Source organism: Dechloromonas sp. CZR5, from assembly GCF_008711155.1.
Lineage (GTDB): Bacteria > Pseudomonadota > Gammaproteobacteria > Burkholderiales > Rhodocyclaceae > Azonexus.
The window spans coordinates 190475-210484 of sequence record NZ_VUYQ01000002.1 but is presented as its reverse complement, the minus strand read 5'-3'; the positions used below and the strand labels follow the sequence as shown (position 1 = coordinate 210484).

General features: G+C 59.1%; 20 protein-coding genes. 9 read left to right on the top strand and 11 right to left on the bottom strand.

The window, feature by feature from the left end; all coding sequences use genetic code 11:
- Window positions 1-77 precede the first annotated feature (77 nt).
- From F1002_RS06055 to F1002_RS06045, 3 genes are all read left to right on the top strand, one after another.
- Window positions 78-944 (top strand): YicC/YloC family endoribonuclease, encoded by an 867-nt coding sequence (locus F1002_RS06055; protein ID WP_150428121.1) that lies wholly within the window; start codon window positions 78-80, stop codon window positions 942-944.
- Window positions 945-1111: 167 nt separating this feature from the next.
- Window positions 1112-1513 (top strand): Arm DNA-binding domain-containing protein, encoded by a 402-nt coding sequence (locus F1002_RS06050; RefSeq protein ID WP_150428120.1) that lies wholly within the window; start codon window positions 1112-1114, stop codon window positions 1511-1513.
- Window positions 1501-2778 (top strand): site-specific integrase, encoded by a 1278-nt coding sequence (locus F1002_RS06045; protein ID WP_150428119.1) that lies wholly within the window; start codon window positions 1501-1503, stop codon window positions 2776-2778. The genes F1002_RS06050 and F1002_RS06045 overlap by 13 nt, the downstream gene beginning before the upstream one ends.
- A 52-nt stretch (window positions 2779-2830) precedes the next feature.
- Here F1002_RS06045 and F1002_RS06040 read toward each other — a convergent pair whose 3' ends face one another.
- Window positions 2831-3745: a glycosyltransferase family A protein gene (locus F1002_RS06040; protein WP_191090320.1), complete on the bottom strand. Its 915-nt coding sequence runs from the start codon at window positions 3743-3745 to the stop codon at window positions 2831-2833.
- 185 nt (window positions 3746-3930) lie between these two features.
- Window positions 3931-4176 carry a hypothetical protein gene (locus F1002_RS06035; RefSeq protein WP_150428117.1) on the bottom strand — a complete coding sequence of 82 codons (246 nt, stop codon included), beginning with the start codon at window positions 4174-4176 and terminating at the stop codon, window positions 3931-3933.
- 151 nt (window positions 4177-4327) lie between these two features.
- Here F1002_RS06035 and F1002_RS06030 point away from each other — a divergent pair, with 151 nt between their 5' ends.
- The 4 genes from F1002_RS06030 (at window position 4328) to F1002_RS06015 (ending at window position 7884) form a co-directional block, all read left to right on the top strand.
- Window positions 4328-4675 carry a hypothetical protein gene (locus F1002_RS06030; protein WP_150428116.1) on the top strand — a complete coding sequence of 116 codons (348 nt, stop codon included), beginning with the start codon at window positions 4328-4330 and terminating at the stop codon, window positions 4673-4675.
- A 138-nt stretch (window positions 4676-4813) separates the two neighbouring features.
- Window positions 4814-5782 carry a DUF932 domain-containing protein gene (locus F1002_RS06025; protein WP_150428115.1) on the top strand — a complete coding sequence of 323 codons (969 nt, stop codon included), beginning with the start codon at window positions 4814-4816 and terminating at the stop codon, window positions 5780-5782.
- 100 nt (window positions 5783-5882) lie between these two features.
- Window positions 5883-6890 carry a YqaJ viral recombinase family protein gene (locus F1002_RS06020; protein ID WP_150428114.1) on the top strand — a complete coding sequence of 336 codons (1008 nt, stop codon included), beginning with the start codon at window positions 5883-5885 and terminating at the stop codon, window positions 6888-6890.
- A gap of 88 nt (window positions 6891-6978) precedes the next feature.
- Complete coding sequence (locus F1002_RS06015; RefSeq protein WP_150428113.1) at window positions 6979-7884, top strand: hydrolase or metal-binding protein; 906 nt, start codon at window positions 6979-6981, stop codon at window positions 7882-7884.
- A gap of 4 nt (window positions 7885-7888) precedes the next feature.
- Here F1002_RS06015 and F1002_RS06010 read toward each other — a convergent pair whose 3' ends face one another.
- Window positions 7889-8161 carry a helix-turn-helix domain-containing protein gene (locus tag F1002_RS06010; protein WP_223879487.1) on the bottom strand — a complete coding sequence of 91 codons (273 nt, stop codon included), beginning with the start codon at window positions 8159-8161 and terminating at the stop codon, window positions 7889-7891.
- Window positions 8162-8392: 231 nt separating this feature from the next.
- Here F1002_RS06010 and F1002_RS06005 point away from each other — a divergent pair, with 231 nt between their 5' ends.
- Both F1002_RS06005 and F1002_RS06000 read left to right on the top strand, forming a co-directional pair.
- A complete protein-coding gene (locus tag F1002_RS06005) occupies window positions 8393-8731 on the top strand; it encodes a hypothetical protein (RefSeq protein WP_191090319.1) in 339 nt (112 codons plus the stop codon).
- Window positions 8732-8770: 39 nt separating this feature from the next.
- On the top strand, window positions 8771-9322 hold the full coding sequence (locus F1002_RS06000) for a hypothetical protein (RefSeq protein WP_150428112.1): 552 nt from the start codon (window positions 8771-8773) through the stop codon (window positions 9320-9322).
- A gap of 249 nt (window positions 9323-9571) precedes the next feature.
- On the opposite strand, the gene F1002_RS05995 is transcribed toward F1002_RS06000, so the two are convergent.
- The 8 genes from F1002_RS05995 to F1002_RS05960 all read right to left on the bottom strand — a co-directional run bounded on the left by F1002_RS05995 (window position 9572) and on the right by F1002_RS05960 (window position 19949).
- Complete coding sequence (locus F1002_RS05995; RefSeq protein WP_370452120.1) at window positions 9572-10006, bottom strand: DUF411 domain-containing protein; 435 nt, start codon at window positions 10004-10006, stop codon at window positions 9572-9574.
- A 152-nt stretch (window positions 10007-10158) separates the two neighbouring features.
- Entirely contained in the window at window positions 10159-10497 is a 339-nt protein-coding gene (locus tag F1002_RS05990) for a P-II family nitrogen regulator (protein ID WP_150428111.1), read from the bottom strand.
- A gap of 48 nt (window positions 10498-10545) precedes the next feature.
- Entirely contained in the window at window positions 10546-13638 is a 3093-nt protein-coding gene (locus F1002_RS05985; RefSeq protein WP_150428110.1) for an efflux RND transporter permease subunit, read from the bottom strand.
- A 9-nt stretch (window positions 13639-13647) separates the two neighbouring features.
- Complete coding sequence (locus F1002_RS05980) at window positions 13648-14880, bottom strand: efflux RND transporter periplasmic adaptor subunit (protein WP_150428109.1); 1233 nt, start codon at window positions 14878-14880, stop codon at window positions 13648-13650.
- Window positions 14881-14930: 50 nt separating this feature from the next.
- Complete coding sequence (locus F1002_RS05975; protein WP_150428108.1) at window positions 14931-16238, bottom strand: TolC family protein; 1308 nt, start codon at window positions 16236-16238, stop codon at window positions 14931-14933.
- A gap of 479 nt (window positions 16239-16717) precedes the next feature.
- Window positions 16718-17212 (bottom strand): protein-disulfide reductase DsbD N-terminal domain-containing protein, encoded by a 495-nt coding sequence (locus F1002_RS05970; RefSeq protein ID WP_150428107.1) that lies wholly within the window; start codon window positions 17210-17212, stop codon window positions 16718-16720.
- Between the two features lie 20 nt (window positions 17213-17232).
- Window positions 17233-17733 (bottom strand): signal peptidase II, encoded by a 501-nt coding sequence (lspA, locus tag F1002_RS05965; protein ID WP_150428106.1) that lies wholly within the window; start codon window positions 17731-17733, stop codon window positions 17233-17235.
- Window positions 17730-19949 carry a cation-translocating P-type ATPase gene (locus tag F1002_RS05960; protein WP_150428105.1) on the bottom strand — a complete coding sequence of 740 codons (2220 nt, stop codon included), beginning with the start codon at window positions 19947-19949 and terminating at the stop codon, window positions 17730-17732. Before F1002_RS05960 ends, lspA begins: the two co-directional genes overlap by 4 nt.
- Window positions 19950-20010 lie beyond the last annotated feature (61 nt).

Here is a 20010-nt window from a genome sequence, read left to right as displayed (position 1 = left end):
GGAGCTCGCGGTTATGATGCAATTTCAGGCATTTTCGGGCGTGTTGTCCGGCCTGTAAAGCTGGAGACTCCCCGATAATGATTTGTAGTATGACTGGTTATGCAGTGAAAACCCGTGATGTAGATCGCGGTTCGCTGCAAATAGAACTGAAAAGCGTCAATTCCCGCTATCTGGATTTTCATTTCAGGGTTAACGAGGATTTGCGCGCGCTGGAAATGCCGCTGCGTGAGCTGCTTTCCGCACGCCTGTCGCGCGGCAAGGTCGAATGCCGATTGTCCTTCAATGCGGCGGCGGCCAGAGCCGAGCAGCTTCAGCTCAACGGCGATCTGCTCGCCATGCTGCAGGCGCTGAGCGCCCAGGTGCGTGCCCAGCTGCCCGATGCGGCCCCCCTGAGTGTGAACGAAACCCTGCGCTGGCCCGGCATGTTCGGTGACCAGAGCGTCGATTTTGCGGCGCTCGGGCCGGAGGTCATGGCGCTGGCCCGCGAGGCGCTCGACGACTTTACCGCCAGCCGCGGTCGCGAAGGCGCCAAGCTGGCGACCATGATCGTCGAACGGGTCAACGGCATGCGCGACATCGTGCGTCGTGTCGCACCCCGCATTCCCGAAGCGCAGGCCCTGTTTACCGAAAAGCTGCGCCAGCGTCTGACCGAGGCCCTGGGTAACGCCAGCGACGATCGCATCCTGCAGGAAGTGGCGGTGTTTGCCACGCGCATCGACGTGGCCGAGGAACTCAGCCGTCTGACCACCCACCTCGACGAGGTCGAGCGCGTTCTGAAGCAGGGTGGGGCCTGTGGCAAGCGACTCGATTTCCTGATGCAGGAATTGAATCGCGAAGCCAACACGCTGGGTTCCAAGTCAGCGATTACCGAGGTCTCCCAGGCATCCATGGATCTCAAGCTGCTGATCGAGCAGATGCGCGAACAGATCCAGAATCTGGAGTGAAGTCTCAACTTGTCTCACACGTAGTTACACCCCGTCCAAGACCCCCTGAAAATGGGGGTTTTTCATTTTTTGTAGTTGCATATCACCTCACAAGAGCGCACCATTTGTGTGTACCTAAGTGTGTATTTTTCACGAATACACTATGCGGAAATTAGTACACACATCCAATGGAAAAGCTAACTGACGAACTTATCGCCGAATGGATCGAAGGCGGGCAGCGATTTGAAATGCGCGGCGATGGTGGTGGCCTGTACCTAGGCTTCAGGTCAGATCAAAAGCGTCCTGTTTGGCTATTCAGGTTTCGCCAATTTGGTGAGCAGCACAAACTTACGCTGGGCAACTACCCTGCCGTCTCACTTGAATCTGCACGGGAACTGGCTCGTAGTTATCGGAAATTGATCGATAGCGATGAGAGCGTGATCGCAGCGGTCGGGAATAAACGACGTAAAGATCGCGATCAAGAGTTAGCTAGAACGTTTTCAGCGCTGCTCAGAGAAGCTAGCTTGCATGGTGCGAAGCGCATGACAGTGACTATCGAATTCGGCGGAGAGGAATCATGGGCAAATTAACGGACATACAAATACGTGCCTGGATTAGAAACGGCGAGCGCTTTGAAGGTCGATCTGATGGCGATGGCCTCTATCTAAGCTTTCCCGTCAGCGCTAGCTCCCCTGTATGGAAGTTTCGATATCGCTTTGCCGGCAAGCAACGCATTATGAACATGGGTAGCTTTGCCGCTTTGTCATTGGCTAAAGCTCGCGAAACAGCACGCGAACTCTCTGCAAAAGTTGCCCTTGGGCATGATGTCGCTGGCGAGAAGCAGGAGAGAAAACGTGAGGCTTTAGAGAAGATTGAAGCGGAGAAAGCTGCATGGACGGTCAATCAGCTCTGTGATCAGTTTTATGAGCGGGTTATTTTGCCGAAGTGGAAGCATGCGGACATTGTTCGTCGCCGCATTGAGAATGATATCAAGCCAAAGCTTGGCAAGATGAAAGCGGAAGATGTTAAGCCTCGCGACATTGACGACATGTTGCAGGCGATCGTTAAACGTGGCGCACCAACTGTCGCAAACGATGTGTTACGTTGGACGAAACGAATTTTCAACTTCGCCATTAAACGGCATATTGTTGAAAACAACCCTGCCAGTGCATTTGACCCTTCAGATGCCGGCGGGAAAGAAGAAAGCCGTGAGCGTTGGCTAACAAGCGAAGAAATCATCAAGCTTTTCGCTGCCATGCGCGACATGTTGGGATGTTTCTCAATCGAGAACATGTATGCGATTCGGTTGCTGTTGTTGCTTGCTGTACGAAAGGAAGAGCTTGTCGCTGCTCCTTGGGCAGAGTTCGACTTGGATAAGGCAATCTGGCACTTGCCAGAGGAGAGAACCAAGACAAGCGCCGCAATTGATATACCGTTACCGCCGATGGCTGTAGATACGCTCAAAGAGCTACATCGCTTGGCGAATGGCAGCAAATATGTGTTTCCTGCTCGCAAGATGCAGCACCGTATGATCCCGCATATTGATTTGAACACGCTGAACGCAGCGCTGGCCAAACATATTCGGCCTAAGCTTAAGGACGTCGAAAATTTTACGATTCACGATTTCCGACGTACAGCACGAACGCATTTGGCTGCGTTGGGCGTCGATCCATTCGTTGCAGAGCGCTGCCTCAATCACAAAATCAAAGGGGTGGAGGGAGTCTACAACCGCCACGATTATTTTGATGAGAGAAAGGATGCTCTTTGCAAGTGGGCAAAGGTGCTATCGGCTCTGGAGGCAGGAAAAACCGATTACAACGTAGTTCCCATGAAGAAAATGGCCGGGCAGAGCTAACCTCATAGTCGCTTTCTACTCAATTCTGGATTTGTGCGGCCTGGTTGTGCGTTCAGTCTGCTCGTGAATGTCCTGGATGACGATTCAGGAGGTATTGAATTAATTGACCTTGTGCCTGTTTACGATCAGCCGAATAGGTCTCGCGTTCGTGCCAAAGAAAGTACCTATCGGTTAGTTGAATTGGTTTTCTGGCTATCTCTGCCATCGGGAGCATGGTCGCGTAATCAGAGACGTCTGATATCCATTCCCCGTCAATCCGATACTCATCAGTTGGCACCCTGTCGAATAATTCCTTAGTGTAGGCTCGTAGATGCGTCCAAGTGTTACCACCGCCTTTGCTTCGGGGATTGACGTAATCGGCATAGTAGAGGTGCATTGGTTTGTTTGGCCGGTACATCAGGCCATTGATGAGGTCGGCGCCGTCTGATCTGGCTTGCTTGAGTGCTGACACCACATGCCTATTCATCAAAGCATCGTCTTGGTCCAATACGGCGATCAGCGTATCCGGGTAAATACAAAGGTCAGAGGCCAGAAGGAAGTTTGGGATATAGCCCTGTCGAACCCTTCGGCGGACCAGCGTCGTACGCGGTTTGAGGGATTTAAGGTAGTGATTTAGCAGCCAGGAGTGACCAGGTACGCTGGCATCGTCAATCAAAATGATGCCGAAATCTTGATCTTGCTGTTGCCTGAGCGACTCCAGGCAGCGAATCAGCTTGGCCAGAGGGGTGTCCCGACCCTTCAAAAGAAACACGAGTTTTTCGGGCCTCTTAGGATATTGCCAAGGCGACTCCTGGGAGAGGTCCCATTGCTCGGCTTGATAAGAGGGGTAGAGCCCCTGGGCAATAAGGTCACGCTCGACTTCTAGGTTCGATGCCTGCTTCGTTTTGTTGCTTGGATGAACGTAAAAACTTCTGTCATCTCCACCTCGAAGCGTTTCCATGCTGCATGCTCGCTGGGCTTCCTCCATGCTCCGATGCCACATCTTCTCAAGTTGCCCTTGGTAGACAGAGTTTGGCAGGGGCAGGCTTTCGGATATCTTTTGAAGATCGAGAAGCCCAAGTATGTGTTTGGAATGGTTTCCATGGTATCCCAAATGCCTTGCCAGATTGCTGTTTGGTGAGGGCTGGTTGCGCCAAGGACGTCCTAAAAGTGCTAGGTGTGTTTCGATAGTTGCAGCTTTATACGGTCGAGCCCCTGATGGATCGATTCAGCCAACAGGCTTTCATCCTCGTTGTGAATCGTCTCTTGAATTGCCCATTCGCAGAACGATGCCATGAGCGCGGCGCGCTCTTGTGTGAGTTTGCCATCGACTAATCCTGTTTCGATGATGGGTACCAAGCCTGCGGCGGCACGTAGGCGATTGAGCGTCGGGGTCGGAGTGGGCAAGGATTTAGGCATTCTGAAATTTTATCCGGTCGGGGCCGGATTCCAGATTTTCTCAGTCACATATCACTACTTAGCAGCGGGGAAAGTATGGCCTGAAAGCGTTATCTACGGCCTTGTTTTAGGTGATTTCCCCGTTTTTGCTCTATCTACCCAGGGGAAATCCATGAATTCAACCTGTCCTAACTGCAATTCCTCGCGGATCATCACCCGCAACCGTGCCCGCAAGACTGCCGGCCTCATTGGCACTGTCGGTGGTTGTGTCGGCGGTGCTACCGGTAGCCTGTCTGGCATCGAAATCGGCATGACCGTCGGCATCGTCGCCGGTCCGCCTGGCATGGTCTTCGGCGGTGTTCTCGGTGCGCTCTTTGGTGCCGTAGTCGGCGGTACGGCCGGTGGTCTATCCGGAGCCCGATTGGGCGAACTTGTCGACCGTCGCATCCTCGACAATTACCGCTGCCTTGCTTGCGACCACTGTTTTAGTCTCACCGCACCTGAGCCGACCACCTACTGATCGGCTTGTTTGATCTCGGCCGTCAGCAACGGACGGCATCGCAGTTCCCGTTTTTCTCCCCCATTGCTTCACAGCTACCCGTCTCTGCCGTGTACTCGGCGGAGCGGTTGCGCCCATTCATTCCCGAAAGGAAATCTCATGGCACATCTCGTCCAACAAATGGCCTATATCGGCGCCGAACCTTGGCACGGTTTCGGCAATCGCCTCCCAGCCAAGCAACCCCTCGAAACCTGGCAGAAAGCGGCGGGCATGGACTGGACCATCCAGGAATCCCCGGTCCGCTTCATGGCTGACAGCATCGGTAGCCTCGGCACCATTCACTCTTTCGAAGAGCAGAAAGTCCTCTATCGCTCCGATACCAAGGAAGCGCTATCGGTCGTCTCGCAGCGCTACCAAGTTGTCCAACCAAAGGAGGTCCTGGAGTTCTACCGCGATCTCACCGACGTTTCTGGCTACCAGCTAGAGACGGCTGGGGTACTGAAAGGCGGCAAGAAATTCTGGGCGCTCGCCAAGACAGGTCAATCCACTGCCTTGAAGGGCAAGGATGTCGTCCAGGGGTACTTGCTCTTGGCAACAAGTTGCGACGGAACACTCGCGACCGTTGCAACCCCGACGACCGTCCGCGTCGTCTGCAACAACACCCTGACCATCGCCGTGAACGGCACGAGCCAAGCGATCAAGGTGCCGCACAGCACCCGTTTCGATCCGCAGGCCGTCAAGCAGCAACTCGGTATCAGTGTTTCGCAATGGGACGGATTCATGTACCGCATGAAGACACTGGCCGAACGCAAAGTGAAATCCCACGAAGCGATGAACTACTTTCTACGGGTGATGTGCGATATCCAGCCGGGCAATGTCGAATCGGCTGGCTTGGCCAACGAACGTGCCTTGAAACGCGTCCAGGCACTCTACGACGGTCAAGGTAAGGGTGCAGAACTTGATGCCGCCAAGGGAACTGCGTGGGGGTTACTCAACGCCGTGACTGAGTACGTGGATCACGAGCGCCGTGCACGTAGCACCGAATACCGCGTCGATTCCGCGTGGTTCGGTCAGGGTGCTGTCCTCAAACAACGCGCTCTCGATACGGCCCTGCAACTCGTCGCCTGATCATGACCTGAGTCCTCATTTCACCATTCATCCCTCGCACATGCCCAGTTCAGCCCATTCGGCTGACTGGGCATTGTGCATTTCTGGAAGGAATCAAAACATGCAATCACACGCCTTACCCAATGCCAGTCCGATCAAGCATCGTCCGGCACTGAAACTGGTCAAGACCAAGGACTTGCCCCGAGATGATTGGCTCACTGTTCGCAAACAAGGCATCGGGAGTTCGGATGCCGCAACCGCAGTTGGCTTGAACCCCTACAAGAGCCAACTCGAACTGTGGCTGGAGAAGACCGGTCGTGATGGCAACCTGCCCAAGGCCGATCCGCACGATGAAGAGAGCCCGATGTATTGGGGAAACATCCTTGAACCGATCGTTGCAGCACACTACACCAAACGCACCGGCAATCGGGTACGGCGCATTAATGCCGTCCTGCAGCATCCTGATCCCAGCTTGCCGTGGATGCTGGCCAATATCGACCGCGAAGTCACCGGTTGCAGCGAGGTGCAAATCCTCGAATGCAAGACTGCCGGCATCAACGGTGCAAAGCTCTGGAAGGAAGGCGTACCCGAATACGTTCAGCTCCAGGTCATGCACCAGCTCGCTGTCACCGGCAAGCAAGCGGCTGATGTTGCCGTACTGCTCGGTGGACAACATCTGGAAATTCATCGGATCGAGCGCGATGAGCGTTTGATTGCCCGGTTGATCGAACTCGAACGGCACTTCTGGCACTACGTCGAGACCGATACGCCACCACCGGCAGACGGTTCCGACTCGGCCGATACGGCTTTGCGTTGTCTCTTTCCCGAAGACGATGGCCAGACGCTCGACTTCACCGAGGAACGCAACCTTTCGGCCACCTTCGCCGATTGGCTCTCGGTTCGGCAAACCATCGCCGAGGCCGAGAAGCTGGAAGCACAACTTAAGCAGACCCTGCAGCAAGCCATGGGCACCGCTACCCAGGCGAACTTCGAAACCGGCAGCGTCACCTGGAAGAAAGCCAAGGATAGCGTCGTGCTCGATATCACCAGGCTGCTCAGGGATCACCCCGACTTCCAGCAGCGCTACGCCCTGACTAAGCCAGGCAGCCGACGCTTCCTGGTGGCCTGATCTACCCCATCAATCCGACCCAATCAGCCTTCCTGACCTGCACCCCAATCAGTGCAGGCGGAAGGCATTTTTTACAGGAGTCACTGATATGTTGAAAGGTCTCAGTATTACCCCGCCGATTCTCGGGCGCATCTCCATAGGCAAGGTGGTCGAGAAGAACGGTAAACGTCTGCCGGAGAAAGATGATCAATTCACCATCACCAGCCAGGTACAGAGCAAAGATGGCTGGGTGCCGCATCCGCTGGATGAAACCCTGCGCAAGGAACAGGGCGGCAAGATTCGCAATATCCCGATCCGCTTGTTGTTCAACGATCCCGAGCTCAACTTCCGGGCGGAGTACAGCTTGTTCGACCGGAGCACAGGGCGTCCGCTTTGTGTCGGTGATGGACAAAACTGTAAGCGGCAGACGGAAGAGGGCATCAAATCGTTTCCGTGTCCGTCGCCGGATGCTTGCCCTCTGGCCAAGGGAAATGCCTGCAAACCGTATGGGCGTTTGAATGTTGCGCTCGGTGACGATGATCCGCTGGGGAGCTTCGTCTTTCGGACGACAGGATTCAACAGCATTCGGACCCTGAGTGCGCGGTTGCAGTACTTCCAGGCGATCTCGGGAAACAAACTGTCCTGTCTGGCATTGGAACTCCGCTTGAGAGGGAAATCGACGCGACAGAGCTTGGGGACGCCGATCTACTATGTGGATATCACTCCTCGCTCAGGGCTATCGACGGAAGACATGCTCCAACAGGCCAGGCAACTCGATGAAGCGCGTCGGCAGGCTGGATTTGATCAGGAAGCTTTGGATCAGACAGCCAAGCTGGGGCTCGGCAATGGGGCGTTTGAGGAAAGTGAGGACGAGGGCGGTGATGTGGTGGAAGAGTTCTTCTCTGCAGCACCGGTGAGCGACTCGCAGGCAACTTCATCTGTTTCAGCAACGCCACAGCACACTACGTTGGGTCAGAAACTGGAAGCCAAGGCAGAAGCCCTCACTTTCTCTTGATCCGTCAGAGTCCCGCGTCGATCAGCAGATCGGATGGCTGACACTGAATGGCCTTGGCGATCCGCAAGATGTTCAAGAAGGTCACATTCCGTTCGCCCCGTTCGATCTTGCCCATATGGGAGCGATCGATCTCAGCATAGTCGGCCAGGGCCTCTTGGGAAAGGGCTAACGCCATCCGTCGTGTACGGATGGCGTTACCCAGTTTCACGAGGTCCTGGTCGAGATCGAGCTTTGCGGAAACCCTTGCCATGCCGTGAATCGTGACGATATGATGCATTCACGACCACGGCATTTACGACCCATTTTAAGGAGCCGTTTCTATGTACAACCAATCTCCCCTCGAAACCCTGGCGAGTTATGCGATCACGTTTGTTGCGGGTGCTCTCTCGGTGATCGCTGTTTCCGTCTATGGGAAATGGATGAAGCACCAAGGGCGAGTAGCAGACCCTATTGCGCCGCGGTAGTCCGTAGGTGACGAGCGTATTCACCAACCATTCAAAGGAACCGTATGTCGATTGATCTTCAGAAATTCACTGCCGACGAACTCACTATGGAAAAGCTCGATACGCTCGCCATGCGGCATGAGTCGTTCCAGGTTGTCGCCGTGTCCAACATCAGTGCCGTGGTTGAGAAAATCGAAGGCCGATTGGAAAAGCAGAACCTTAAATGCCGTGTTTTTACGGAGTACCGCTCTGCCACGATGGCGGCAACTTTCAGTCCGGCCGCCGTGGTTGGCCTGGGGGCTGCCGTCGGCATCGGGTTGCACAACCTTGCCACTTTCAATCCCGACTACGAGATCGGAAAGAACAAGCTGGCCGGTACGGTTACTGTCAAATACATGAAGTAGCGCGCGAAACGGGCGCTGCGCGTTATCTAAGGGAGAATTATGAAATCGATTTTTGCATTCGCCATCGGGCTGGCGTTCTTTTCGTTGGCGCAAGCCTGCGATTGGGACCGTCAGGATTGTTCGAATGAAATTCTGGGCAGGGCTAAGCCGAAGCTGGACTGGCTGCGTCAGAATCCGGACTTCATGCAGAAGCACTGGGCTGAAATCCAGAACAAGTCCGCTAACACGGACGCCAACGTCAAGTATTGCAAGACCATGCGTTGCATCAACCAAACCTACAACGATTTTGCTGGTCGTATCGAGTGGTACTACATGGAGTACACGAAGAAGCCGCCTCAACAACCCTCTCAAAAGACTCCGGCTGATAAGTGGGCGAAGCAATGTGTCGTTGCTGCTAAACCAAATGTCGCTGCTTACTCAGATATGGCTGCCACCACAAAGATTGGCAGCGTATCAGAATATACCGGCTACAAGGTTTCACAGACCAACGGTGGTCAATATGTCGGGCTCACCAATTCTCAGGATGGAATGTTTGTGGGCTGGGCAAAAAAGAGTGAGCTTCAGATGCAGGACTTGAGGAACTGCAACTGATTCGAATACTACAAGGGGACTTCGGTCCCCTGTCGTTTGAGGAGCTTCTTTTTTTGGATTGAGCTATCCAATTGAAGTCAGGCAAACGGGAATACGGAGGTGCAGCCGGTTGCCTCTAGCATGAGGCCGGAAATCGGCCATTGCAGCCATTAGTTTACCTCCCAAGCTACGTCAGTAATGTGGCCGGGTGCAGCCTGTGGCAGTACCGCACTACCAAAACGCACCAAACCGCACTTTTGGAAATCAGCCCTACTCGACCGAGTAGATGCGTGACGACTCACCTGCTTTGGGCAAGGTGTACACCTTGAGCGTTCCCTCACGGTGCTGCCCCATTCCTGGCGCGTTCGCCGGCATTCCAGGAATAGTCAGGCCCTGTATCGACGGCTTTTCGGCCAGCATTTTCTTGACGGCGGAGGCCGGCACATGGCCCTCCACGGTATAGCCGCCAACTTTCGCAGTATGGCAACTGGCCAAATGCGGGGGCACCCCAAACCGTTGCCGTTCCACGTCCATGGCTTGGGAATTGACCTGCTTCACCGTGAAGCCCGACGCTTGCATGTGCTTGGCCCACTCGGTGCAGCAACCGCAATTGGGATCCTTATAGACGGTCACTTCGGGCAGTGTTGCCGCCAGCACACTCTGTAGCGCCAAGGCCGCCAGCAGGCCAGTAATCAGTTTTCGCATCAAAATGTTCTCCATTATGTTGTTGCCAGTTTGGCATCATCCGCTGAAACACGCCGTCCTTGTCTCGCTACAGGTGCTTCAGCGCCGCCGCGATGTGAACCGCAATCAGCACGGCAAAGACCAGAGCGGCTACCTACCTGCCACCAGAAGTCTCACCGAATCTCCTCCGCCCGCTGAACTTCGCTCACGACGACCCACCCTGCCTCGGGCTGCCCCGTGTGCGCCGCCTTCGCGATGAGGTCCACCAGGGAGTCGGCCAGATCGTCCGCGCACAGGAGTTCCAGCTTGTATTCGGCCACCACGGGTTCGGCCAACTCCATCGAGTAATGCTGCTGCGTCGGGTCGGCATCCGTGAGCGGACGTTGCACGCGGGATACCGTCACGTTGTGGCAGCCGGCGCCCGCGCCGGAATGACACAGTGCCGAATCCCGCAATGCTTCGAGCACGTCGGCGATGCGATGTTGACGGATAAATGCCTTGATCTCTTTCATGTCGATTCTCCATGCCGCGGCCCCAGGAGGTGGGACCGCAGCGTCCGGTTAAATGGATGTCTGCTTGCGTTCCCGCCGGCCTTCCGCCCATTCGTACATGAGCGGCAGCAGGAGCAGGGTCAGGGCCGTGGAAGTGAACAGCCCGCCCACCACGACGGTGGCCAGCGGTCGCTGGGTTTCGGCGCCCACCCCTTGCGAGAGCAGCATGGGGATGAGGCCCAGGATGGCCACGGAAGCGGTCATCAGTACCGGCCGCAGGCGCAAGGCGGCCCCCTGGCGCACCGCCTCGCGGATGGACAAGCCCCGTTGCCGCTGGTCGTTGAGGAAGGAGACCAGCACGATGCCGTTCAACATGGCGACGCCGAAGACGGCGATGAAGCCGATGGCGGAAGGCACCGACACATACTGGCCGGTGAGCGCCAGCCCGAAGACGCCGCCGATGACGGCGAAGGGCACGTTGGCGATGATCAGCGTCGCATGGGTGAGCGAGTTGAAGGCGGTGTACAGCAGGATGAAGATGAGTCCGATGGTCAGCGGCACGATCACCGCCAGCCGGGCCATGGCCCGCTGCTGGTTTTCGAAGGCGCCGCCCCACTCGATCCAGTAGCCGGCCGGCAACTTGACCTGCTGCCGCAGCTTCGCCTCGGCTTCCTGCACGAAGCCGTCAACGTCACGTCCCTTCACGTCCATCTGGATCACCGCGTAGCGCTGTAGCTGTTCCCGGCGCACAAAGGAGTAGCCCTCGTCCGTCTCCACCGTGGCCACCCGGGACAAGGGCACCAGCGCCCCGGACTGGGTGCGAATGGGGATGTCGGCGATCGCCTGCTGGCTGTCGCGGAAGGCTGCATCCAGCCGGACCTGAAGATCGAAGCGCTTGACGCCGTCGATGATGGTCGACACTGTCTTGCCGCCGATGCCGGCCTGCACCACCTCCAGGATCTCGTCAGCGTTGATGCCGTAGCGGGCTGCCTCGTCGCGATTGACCTTGATCACCATCTGCGGCTTGCCCTTGTTCGCCTCCAGGGACAGGTCGGCGGCACCGGGCACTTGGTCGAGCACGGCCTTCATCTGGCCGGCCAGACGGTCCAGCGTCGCGAGATCCTCGCCGTAGATCTTGAGGGCCAGGGTCGCCCGCACGCCGGAGATAAGTTCCTCGACCCGCATCTGGATGGGCTGAGTGGAGGCAAACACCACCGTGGGAATGGCCTTTTCCAGGGACTCCTGCATTTCATGGGCGAGTTTCGGCATGGGCATGCGTTCGGGCCACTCGTCCGCCGGTTTCAGGTCCACCAGCACTTCCATGTAATTCACGTCCGCCGTCTCGCCCTTCTCGGCGCGGCCGATGGTGGCTAGGGTGGACGTCACCTGGGGGAACTGCTGTTTCAGGGCGGTGTCGATGCGCTTGGCGACACCGAGGCTCTCTTCCAGCGAAGTGGAGGGAATGCCGGTGACGCGGAAGATGAGCGTTCCCTCCTGCAGGGTGGGCATGAATTCCTTGCCGAGGAAGGGGAAGACGGCGAGTGCCGCTACCAGCAGCGCCAGGGCGCCGCCGATCACTTGCTTCTTCCGGTCGAGAGCCCAGTCCAGCAGCGGCAGGTACAGCCGCTTGGCGTGGCGCAGGATGAAGGTGTCCTTCTCTTCCTTCGGTTTCAGGATCAGCGCCGCCAGCACCGGCACCAAGGTGAGCGTCAGGATGAGCGAGCCCACCATGGCGAAGGCGATGGTGAGCGCCATGGGCTTGAACAGCTTGCCCTCCAGGCCGGTCAGGGAGAAGAGCGGCAGGAACACGACGATGATGATGAGGATGGCGAAGGCAATGGGGTTGATCACCTCCCGCGCTGCTTCCAGCATCACGTGCGTCTTGTTCACCGCTTTGCCGGCCTGGTGGGAGAGCAGGCGGAAGCTGTTTTCCACCATCACCACCGCGCCATCCACCATCATGCCGATGCCGATGGCGAGACCGGCCAGCGACATCAGGTTGGCCGACATCCCGAAGAACTGCATGAGGATGAAGGCGATCAGCATGGCGAGCGGCAGGGTGACGACCACGACGATGGCCGAACGGATTTCCCCGAGGAACAGGAAGAGGACGACCGCCACCAGGATCGAGCCTTCCAGCAGCGCATTCTCCGCCGTCTTGAGGGCCTTCTCGACCAGTTCAGTGCGGTCGTACTCCGGGGTGATGGTCACGCCCGCCGGCAATGCCTGCTGGGCCACCTTGAGCTTGGTTTTTACCGCATCGACGACGCTCTTGGCATTTTCGTTGATGCGGGCCAGTGCCTGTCCCAGCACCACTTCCCGGCCGTCCTTGGTCACCGCGCCGAAACGCAGGCCGGGCGCCTCCTTCACTTCGGCCACGTCGCGCACATAGATCGGTGCGCCGTCGTGCTGGGTGATCACGATGTTGCCGATGTCGCGGCTATTGGCGACCAATCCCAGGCCGCGCACCAGGTACTGCTCCTGGCCGAGATTCACGTACTGGCCACCGACCTGGCGATTGTTGGCGGTCAGCGCCTCCATCACCGCCTTGAAGCTGAGGCCGTACTTGATCAGTTTCTGCGGCTGGATGAGCACCTGGAACTGCTTCTCGTCGCCGCCCCAGGAAACCACATCATCGACGCCGGAGGCCGTGCGCAGCATGAGCCGCACGTTCCAGTCCTGCAGGGTGCGCAGGTCCATGGTCGAGAGTTTCTTATCAGCGGATTCGACGGTGTACCAGAACACCTGGCCTAATCCGGAGCTATTCGGCCCCAGAGATGGTTCGCCATAGCCCTCGGGAATCCGCTCTTTCGCTTCCAGGAGTTTTTCGCCGGCCAGGCGGCGGGCGAAATAGATATCCACGTTGTCCTTGAAATAGACGCTCACGTAGGAGAGCCCGAACAGGGACACCGAGCGGATTTCCTCGACCCCGGGCAGGCCGGCCATGGCGGTTTCCACCGGGAAAGTGAGGAGTTTCTCGACGTCCTCGGCGGCCAGCCCTGGCGATTCGGTATAGATATTGACCTGTACCGGCGTTACGTCCGGGAAGGCATCCACCGGCACCGTGCGGAATGCCTGAATGCCGAAGACCACGACAAGCAGGAAACCCACCAGGACCAGCACCTTGTAGCGCAGCGAGATATCGACAATGTTATTAAGCATGACGACCCCTCAGTCCGCGTCGCCGATTTGCGACTTGAGGAGGCGTGCCTTGAGCGCATAGGCGCCCGCCACCACCACCGACTCGCCGGCCTTGACGCCGCTCGTGAGGACAATGCGCTTGCCGACCTTGTCGCCCACTTCGACGGCACGGGGTTCGAAGCCACCCGCTTCGCGGACAAAGGCCGTGGGCTGGCCGTTCACCAGCAACACCGCCGCCTGCGGCAGGGTCAGCGCCTCGGTCGTGGAAGCGGTGGCGATGGCCGCCGTCGCGAACATCTCGGGCTTCAGGCGCCGGTCCGGGTTGGGGACCTCGACCCGCGCCTGCACCGCCCGGGTTTCCCTGTCCACGGTGCTGCTGATATAGGTCAGCCGGCCCTGGAACGCTTCACCGGGATAGGCGCTCACCGTCACCATGGCCGGCGCTCCCACTCGCACCCGGCCGAGGTCTTTCTCGAACAGGTTGGCTTCGATCCACAGGGTCGACAGGTCGGCCACGGTAAAGAGGCTCTTGTCCGGTTGGGCCAGTTCGCCCAATACCGCGCTCTTCTCGATCACCGTGCCGGCAAACGGCGCCTTGACCGGAAACAACGAGACCGGGCCGGTGTCCGACTCGTCGTGCGCGGCATCGAGGAGCCGCAGGCGGTCGTCGGCAGCGCGCAGACTGGCGCGGGCCTTTTCGTACTCACTGCGGGCGCGCAGGTAATCCTTGTCGGGAATGATTTCCTCGGCCTTGAGCTTCTGGGCCCGCTCGAAATCGGCCTTGGCCAGCGCCAACTGGCTTTGCGCCTGGCGATAGGCGGAGTGGGCCTCGCCCAGTTCCATACTGTCCAAGAGCGCCAGGGGCTGACCGGCCTTCACGTTGTCGCCGAGCTTGGCCTTGACTTGTGTGATGCGCGCCGACACCCGAGGTGCGACATGGGCGATGCGCTCCTGGTTGGCGCGGATGGTGGCGGTCAGCACCACCTGGTCGGCGACCGATTGCGCCGCCAGCGCTTCGACCTGGATGCCGGCGGTCTCAATTTCCTCGGCGGACAACTTCAATTGTCCTGCTTCAGCAGCTTCGGCCGGCTTGTCGTCGCCCTCCTTGTCCTCCGGGTTCTTGGCAGGGACCATTTCTTCCTTGGCGACGGGCGCCGGCTTTGCCTCGGCCGGCGCAGGATCAGGCTTGTTGCAGGCGGCCAGGACGAACGCCCCGGCCAGGCAGGCGAGCCAGGCGGCGCGCCGAAGGGAAAATACTGGCATGGATTGCCTTTTGGAAGAATTCTTGCGGTTGGAAATCATCGACTGCGGATTCATCGGGCTTCTCCGGCCCCTGGCCAGCCGGCCGCGGCTTCGAGGGCGATGGTGGCCAGCCGCAGTTCACTGCGGGCATCGACCAGGTCGCGGCGCCCGTCGAGCACCTGCCGATTCACCACGATGAGCTGCAGGAGGCCGATCTCGCCGGCGCGATAGGCGGTGGCCGACAGGCGCTGGTTTTGATCAAGGCTGGCCAGCACCATCTCCTCCAGGCGCTTCACCCGGGCCCGCAGGCTGTCGACGTTGAGCCACAGGGCGCGTACCTGGGCGGGGATGTCGCGGCCGACGACCTGCCGCTCGATCTGCAGCTGGGCAAGTTCGCTGCTGGCCCGGCCAATGCCCGCGGCGTTGCGGCGAAAGAGCGGTAGCGGCAACGACAGGCTGAGGCCGACCACCTTTTCCCGGGCGTCGTTGGGCCCTTCGCGGCCGGCCGTCAAGCCAAGGGTGATGTCCGGGTAGACCGCGGCCCGCTCCAGGCCGAGGCGGCTGGCCGCCGCCGCTTCCCGTCGTTCCAGGGCCTGCAACTGCGGCCGCGAGCGCGCCGTCGCGAGCAACTGATCGAGGGTGTAGCTCGGGGCCGCGGGTGTCAGCTCGCCGGCGACCTCGGGCAGGCTGTCGGGCGCCTGTTGTAGGGCGCTGGCCAGCTCGGCCCGGGCCTCGGTGAGCCGTTCCCGCAGGGAGGCAAGCTGGTTGCGTCCGCGCTCCGCCTCTACCGCTGCCAGGTTGCCGTCGAGGCGGCTGTCCTCGCCCGCCGCCACCCGCTTCTGCACGGCCGCTGCGGCGTTGTCGACCAACCTGAGCGCTTCTTCCTCGGTGGCAATGCGCAGCTGCAAGGCCAGCACCTGCACAAAGCGCTGTTCGATGTCGACGCGGACTTGGCGACGCGCCTCCCGCAGCGCTGCCTGCAAGGCCTCCAGTTCCTGGCTGGCCGCCTCACGGCGGTAAGCTTGCTGCCCGGCGATTTCGAAGGTCTGCGCAATGCCGGCGTTCCACTCCCGCTGCTTGTCGGCGGCGAGGCCCGGCTGCGGGACTTTTCGCCGTGCCTGCTCAAGGGCGAGCTGAGGATTGTTCCAGAGAAGACTGCGCGCATCGGTGAGTTCGCCCTCGGCTGCCGCCAGCCTGGCCTGCGCTGTGCGCAGGGTCGGGTTGGCGGTTTCGGCCAGGCGCCAGGCTTCGTCGAGGGTCAGGGAAGCGGCCGCTCGGGCCGACGCCAGGGGGAGGGCCAGGGCAAGGCATGCCCCGGCCAGGATACTGACGGCGCGCCGCGACGGGCGCACCGCGGCAAGATAGCCGCAAAATTGCATGGATAATACCTTTCAAGCACTGGCAGGCGCGACGGCGCCCGCCGTGGGTCAAGACAAATGACGGAATTCAGGCTTGAAAGGAGGTTCGCGGGGGACGGAAGGGTCCGTCGCTCGGGCGGCTCGGGACTCGCGCCCGGTCCGGCCCGCTCAGGTGTTGTTGGGCAGTGAAGAGTATCGGGAAGTGTGGTGCATGACCGCACTCCGTCCCGGTCAGATGGGACTGCGCATGGCAACCTTGGTTGCAATGCTGGTCGGCAAAGCCTGAATCAGGTAAATCACCCGGCATGGGGGAAAAGTGGGCGATTTCGTACGACACCGCATCGGCGGTCGCTTCCGCCCCATAGCTCCACAGCGACACACTGACCAGGCAAAAGGCCAGCAATGTCGCGAGGAAGGAGCGGAAGCGGGGATGGCGAAGCATGGATGGGAATTATTCGTATTTTGGCATTAGCCGTCAATTAGACCGGAAGCTCTGCCGGCTACTGGGGGAATTTCATATCAACGGTTTTCTCGATGGGCGGATAACAGACGCCGAGTTTCTCATTGCACCCTTGATAAGACGCATAAAGGGTGATCGTTTTGGCCTTTGGCGCGCGCTCCAGCATGATTTCCGCGACGACGGGCGATTTATAGACTTCGATCAGCCCAAAATAGGGATCGTTCTTCATCTCGCCGGAAGGTAGCTTGACCTCCTTGATGAGGACGCCGCTGGCGTTCTTCAAGGCAAAGCGGACCTTGTTCTTGTAGAGGTAGTGCTTCTTGGCAGGAATGATCTCAGCCACCACCGTATCGCTACCCTTCAGGGACGCATTAAACCGAAAGGCCTGATCGGGAGGCAAGGGTTCCTCGGCGGCCGAAGCGCAATGAACCACGCTCATGAGCATCAAGGCAGACAAGGTGCGACGGTCAAACAGGGAGAAAGATCGTTGAGCCAATTTGTGTTCCTCGTTTCGGTTTGTGGCCAGGGGTTGCATCGAAATTTCCTGCGCTCTCGCTAAAGGGTCGCCTTGCTTTGAGCTGAAGACAGCAAGGCCCCCCAAAGAAGAATCACGGCGCTCAGACAAAGCGCCGTATCGGCGAGATTGAAGGCTGGCCAGTGCCAGGCGCCGGCATGGAAGTCCAGATAATCCACGACCGCTCCCTGGAACAGGCGATCTACCAGGTTGCCGACGGCACCGCCGAGAAGCAGGCTATACCCCCAGCTTTCCCAACGGTTCGCCACGCCTTTGAGCAACATGACGCTTAATCCCCCCGAGACGACCACGGCGAGAGCAATGAAGGCATAGCGTTGCCAGCCGCCGGCATCCGCAAGAAAACTGAAGGCTGCACCGCTATTCAGGATGTGAACGAGGTTGAAAAACGGCAATACCGTTGCGCCAGTGCCCAAAGGGAAGGTCGCTACGATCCAATGCTTGACCCCTTGGTCCGCCAAGGCCACACCGATGGCCAACCCCAGCCAGCGGCAACGGTCCATCATGGGCTTATCCGGGATCATTTGCGGAGCAGGCGCAGGCCGTTGAAAACCACCAGCAGGCTCGCGCCCATGTCCGCAAACACCGCCATCCACATGGTGGCGTTACCCAAAATGGCCAATCCGAGAAAGATCGCCTTGATCCCCAGTGCCATCCCGATGTTTTGCCAGAGCACCGCATGGGTGCTTCGGGACAGGCGAATGGTCTCGGGAATACGCCGCAGATCGTCGTTCATGATAACCACGTCGGCCGCTTCCATTGCTGTGTCTGTTCCGGCCGCACCCATCGCCACGCCGATGTTGGCACGCGCCAGCGCCGGTGCGTCGTTGATGCCGTCACCGGTCATCGCGGTCGGGCCATGGCGACGCTGCAAGTCTTCAATAGCCGCCAGCTTGTCCTCAGGGAGCAGATTGCCTCGGGCGTCGTCGATGCCTGCTTCCTTGGCGATGCTGGCGGCCGTCGCTGCATTGTCGCCGGTCAGCATGACTGAGACGACACCGAGACGGTGCAGATCGGCCACTGCCTCCCGCGAGCTTTCCTTGATGGTGTCCGCCACCGCAAAAATTGCCAGCACTTGCTGTGCCGTCGCCAGCATGGTCACCGTCCGGCCTTGCGTCTCGTGCGCCTGAAGGCGAGCCTCGATTTCGGCACTACACAGCCCGCGCTCCTCGATCAGGCGATGATTGCCGAGGATCAGCAGTTGGCCGTCGGCCCTCGCTTCCACGCCCCGTCCGGCAAGGGCGACAAAATCGGTCAAGCCATTTTCCGGAAGCTTGAGACCGGTTGCAATCGCCTTGGAGACTGGATGGTCCGAGTGCCCGGCCAGGCTGGCCGCCCAGGCAAGCACTTGGGATTCAGGAACCGTCGAGGGCAGCAGTTCGGTGGCGACCAGACGGGGTTTGCCTTCGGTAATGGTGCCGGTCTTGTCGAGGGCAATGACGCGGAGTTTACGGGCCTCCTCAAGATAGACACCGCCCTTGATCAGGATGCCGCGTCGGGCTGCTGCGGCCAGCCCGCTAACGACCGTTACCGGCGTGGCGATCACCAGCGCGCAGGGGCAAGCAATAACCAGCAGCACCAGGGCTTTGTAGAGCGCCTGCGTCCAGGTCCAGCCGAGCAGCCAGGGCGTCAGAACAGCCACGGCAACAGCGATGCCGAACACGGTCGGCGTGTAGATTGCGGCAAACCGGTCAACGAAGCGTTGGGTCGGCGCTTGCGTCCCCTGCGCCTGTTCGACGGCGTGGATGATGCGGGCCAGCGTGGTGTTGTCGGCAGCGGCCGTCACACGAAACTCCAGAGTGCCGGTTTCGTTGATCGTGCCAGCAAACACCGGGTCGCCTGCCGCCTTGTCAATCGGGATGCTTTCGCCGGTGACCGGTGCCTGATTGACCGCACTGCTTCCGGCCGTCACTTGACCGTCAAGCGGTATCCGGGCGCCGGGTTTGACCCGAACGCAGGATTCCAGCTTTACCTCCGCCGCCGGTACTTCCCGCCACGTCCCATCGGCCTGCCGAACTTCCGCCGTCTCCGGCGTCAGGTCGAGCAGGCCCTTGATGGCGTTACGCGCCCGATCCACCGAGCGGGCTTCGATCAGTTCGGCAATGGCATACAAGGCCATGACCATCGCCGCCTCGGGCCATTGTCCAATGAGGAAGGCGCCGGTCACGGCAACGCCCATCAGCGCGTTCATGTTCAATTGCCCGCGCCGTAATGCCGCCACGCCTTTAGTATAGGTAGAAATGCCGGACAGCCAGATGGCGACGATGGCCAATGCCATACCGATACCCTTGAAAGGCAAGGTATCGGGCGCGAAGAAATCCAGCGCTTCCGCACCGACGGCCAGCCCGAGCGCCAGAACACTTCGCCAGAGATCACTGACGCCAACGTTCTTTGTTGCCGCCTGAGCTGCAGACACCGGCTTGGGCGTAAAGCCGGCTTTACGGATGGCAGCCAAGGCTGCATCAAGGGCTTCCGTCGTCGCATCAATCGCAACCGTGCGCGCCGACAGTTGGAAACGCAGGGAACGGACGCCCTCGATACCGGCCACCGCACGACGGATGTCATTCTCCTCGTTCGGGCAGTCCATGGTGGGAATCACGAAGATCGGCACGCCATCGCTTTGAGCGAGATCGGCGGCTGCCGGGATTTCTGCGGCTGTGGGCACTGCTGCTGAACAGCCGCCCGCACATCCGCAATGGGCAGCTTTCTGAAGGGGCTTCGGGTTGGTATCAAGACTCATGGCGTTCTCCTTGTTTCCCGCATTAGAAACCCTTGAGTGACTACAGAGTCAAGCGATTGCA

Bases quoted from the DNA above. Each gene is read 5' to 3' on its own strand.
- F1002_RS06050 (WP_150428120.1), top strand. From the start codon at position 1,112: ATGGAAAAGCTAACTGACGAACTTATCGCCGAATGGATCGAAGGCGGG.
- F1002_RS06010 (WP_223879487.1), bottom strand. From the start codon at position 8,161: ATGCATCATATCGTCACGATTCACGGCATGGCAAGGGTTTCCGCAAAG.
- F1002_RS06000 (WP_150428112.1), top strand. From the start codon at position 8,771: ATGAAATCGATTTTTGCATTCGCCATCGGGCTGGCGTTCTTTTCGTTG.
- F1002_RS05960 (WP_150428105.1), bottom strand. From the start codon at position 19,949: ATGAGTCTTGATACCAACCCGAAGCCCCTTCAGAAAGCTGCCCATTGC.
- F1002_RS06035 (WP_150428117.1), bottom strand. From the start codon at position 4,176: ATGCCTAAATCCTTGCCCACTCCGACCCCGACGCTCAATCGCCTACGT.
- F1002_RS06055 (WP_150428121.1), top strand. From the start codon at position 78: ATGATTTGTAGTATGACTGGTTATGCAGTGAAAACCCGTGATGTAGAT.
- F1002_RS06025 (WP_150428115.1), top strand. From the start codon at position 4,814: ATGGCACATCTCGTCCAACAAATGGCCTATATCGGCGCCGAACCTTGG.
- F1002_RS05990 (WP_150428111.1), bottom strand. From the start codon at position 10,497: ATGAAAGAGATCAAGGCATTTATCCGTCAACATCGCATCGCCGACGTG.
- F1002_RS06020 (WP_150428114.1), top strand. From the start codon at position 5,883: ATGCAATCACACGCCTTACCCAATGCCAGTCCGATCAAGCATCGTCCG.
- F1002_RS05970 (WP_150428107.1), bottom strand. From the start codon at position 17,212: ATGCAACCCCTGGCCACAAACCGAAACGAGGAACACAAATTGGCTCAA.
- lspA (WP_150428106.1), bottom strand. From the start codon at position 17,733: ATGATCCCGGATAAGCCCATGATGGACCGTTGCCGCTGGCTGGGGTTG.
- F1002_RS06040 (WP_191090320.1), bottom strand. From the start codon at position 3,745: ATGGAGGAAGCCCAGCGAGCATGCAGCATGGAAACGCTTCGAGGTGGA.
- F1002_RS06015 (WP_150428113.1), top strand. From the start codon at position 6,979: ATGTTGAAAGGTCTCAGTATTACCCCGCCGATTCTCGGGCGCATCTCC.
- F1002_RS05980 (WP_150428109.1), bottom strand. From the start codon at position 14,880: ATGCCAGTATTTTCCCTTCGGCGCGCCGCCTGGCTCGCCTGCCTGGCC.
- F1002_RS05995 (WP_370452120.1), bottom strand. From the start codon at position 10,006: ATGCGAAAACTGATTACTGGCCTGCTGGCGGCCTTGGCGCTACAGAGT.
- F1002_RS06005 (WP_191090319.1), top strand. From the start codon at position 8,393: ATGTCGATTGATCTTCAGAAATTCACTGCCGACGAACTCACTATGGAA.
- F1002_RS05985 (WP_150428110.1), bottom strand. From the start codon at position 13,638: ATGCTTAATAACATTGTCGATATCTCGCTGCGCTACAAGGTGCTGGTC.
- F1002_RS06045 (WP_150428119.1), top strand. From the start codon at position 1,501: ATGGGCAAATTAACGGACATACAAATACGTGCCTGGATTAGAAACGGC.
- F1002_RS06030 (WP_150428116.1), top strand. From the start codon at position 4,328: ATGAATTCAACCTGTCCTAACTGCAATTCCTCGCGGATCATCACCCGC.
- F1002_RS05975 (WP_150428108.1), bottom strand. From the start codon at position 16,238: ATGCAATTTTGCGGCTATCTTGCCGCGGTGCGCCCGTCGCGGCGCGCC.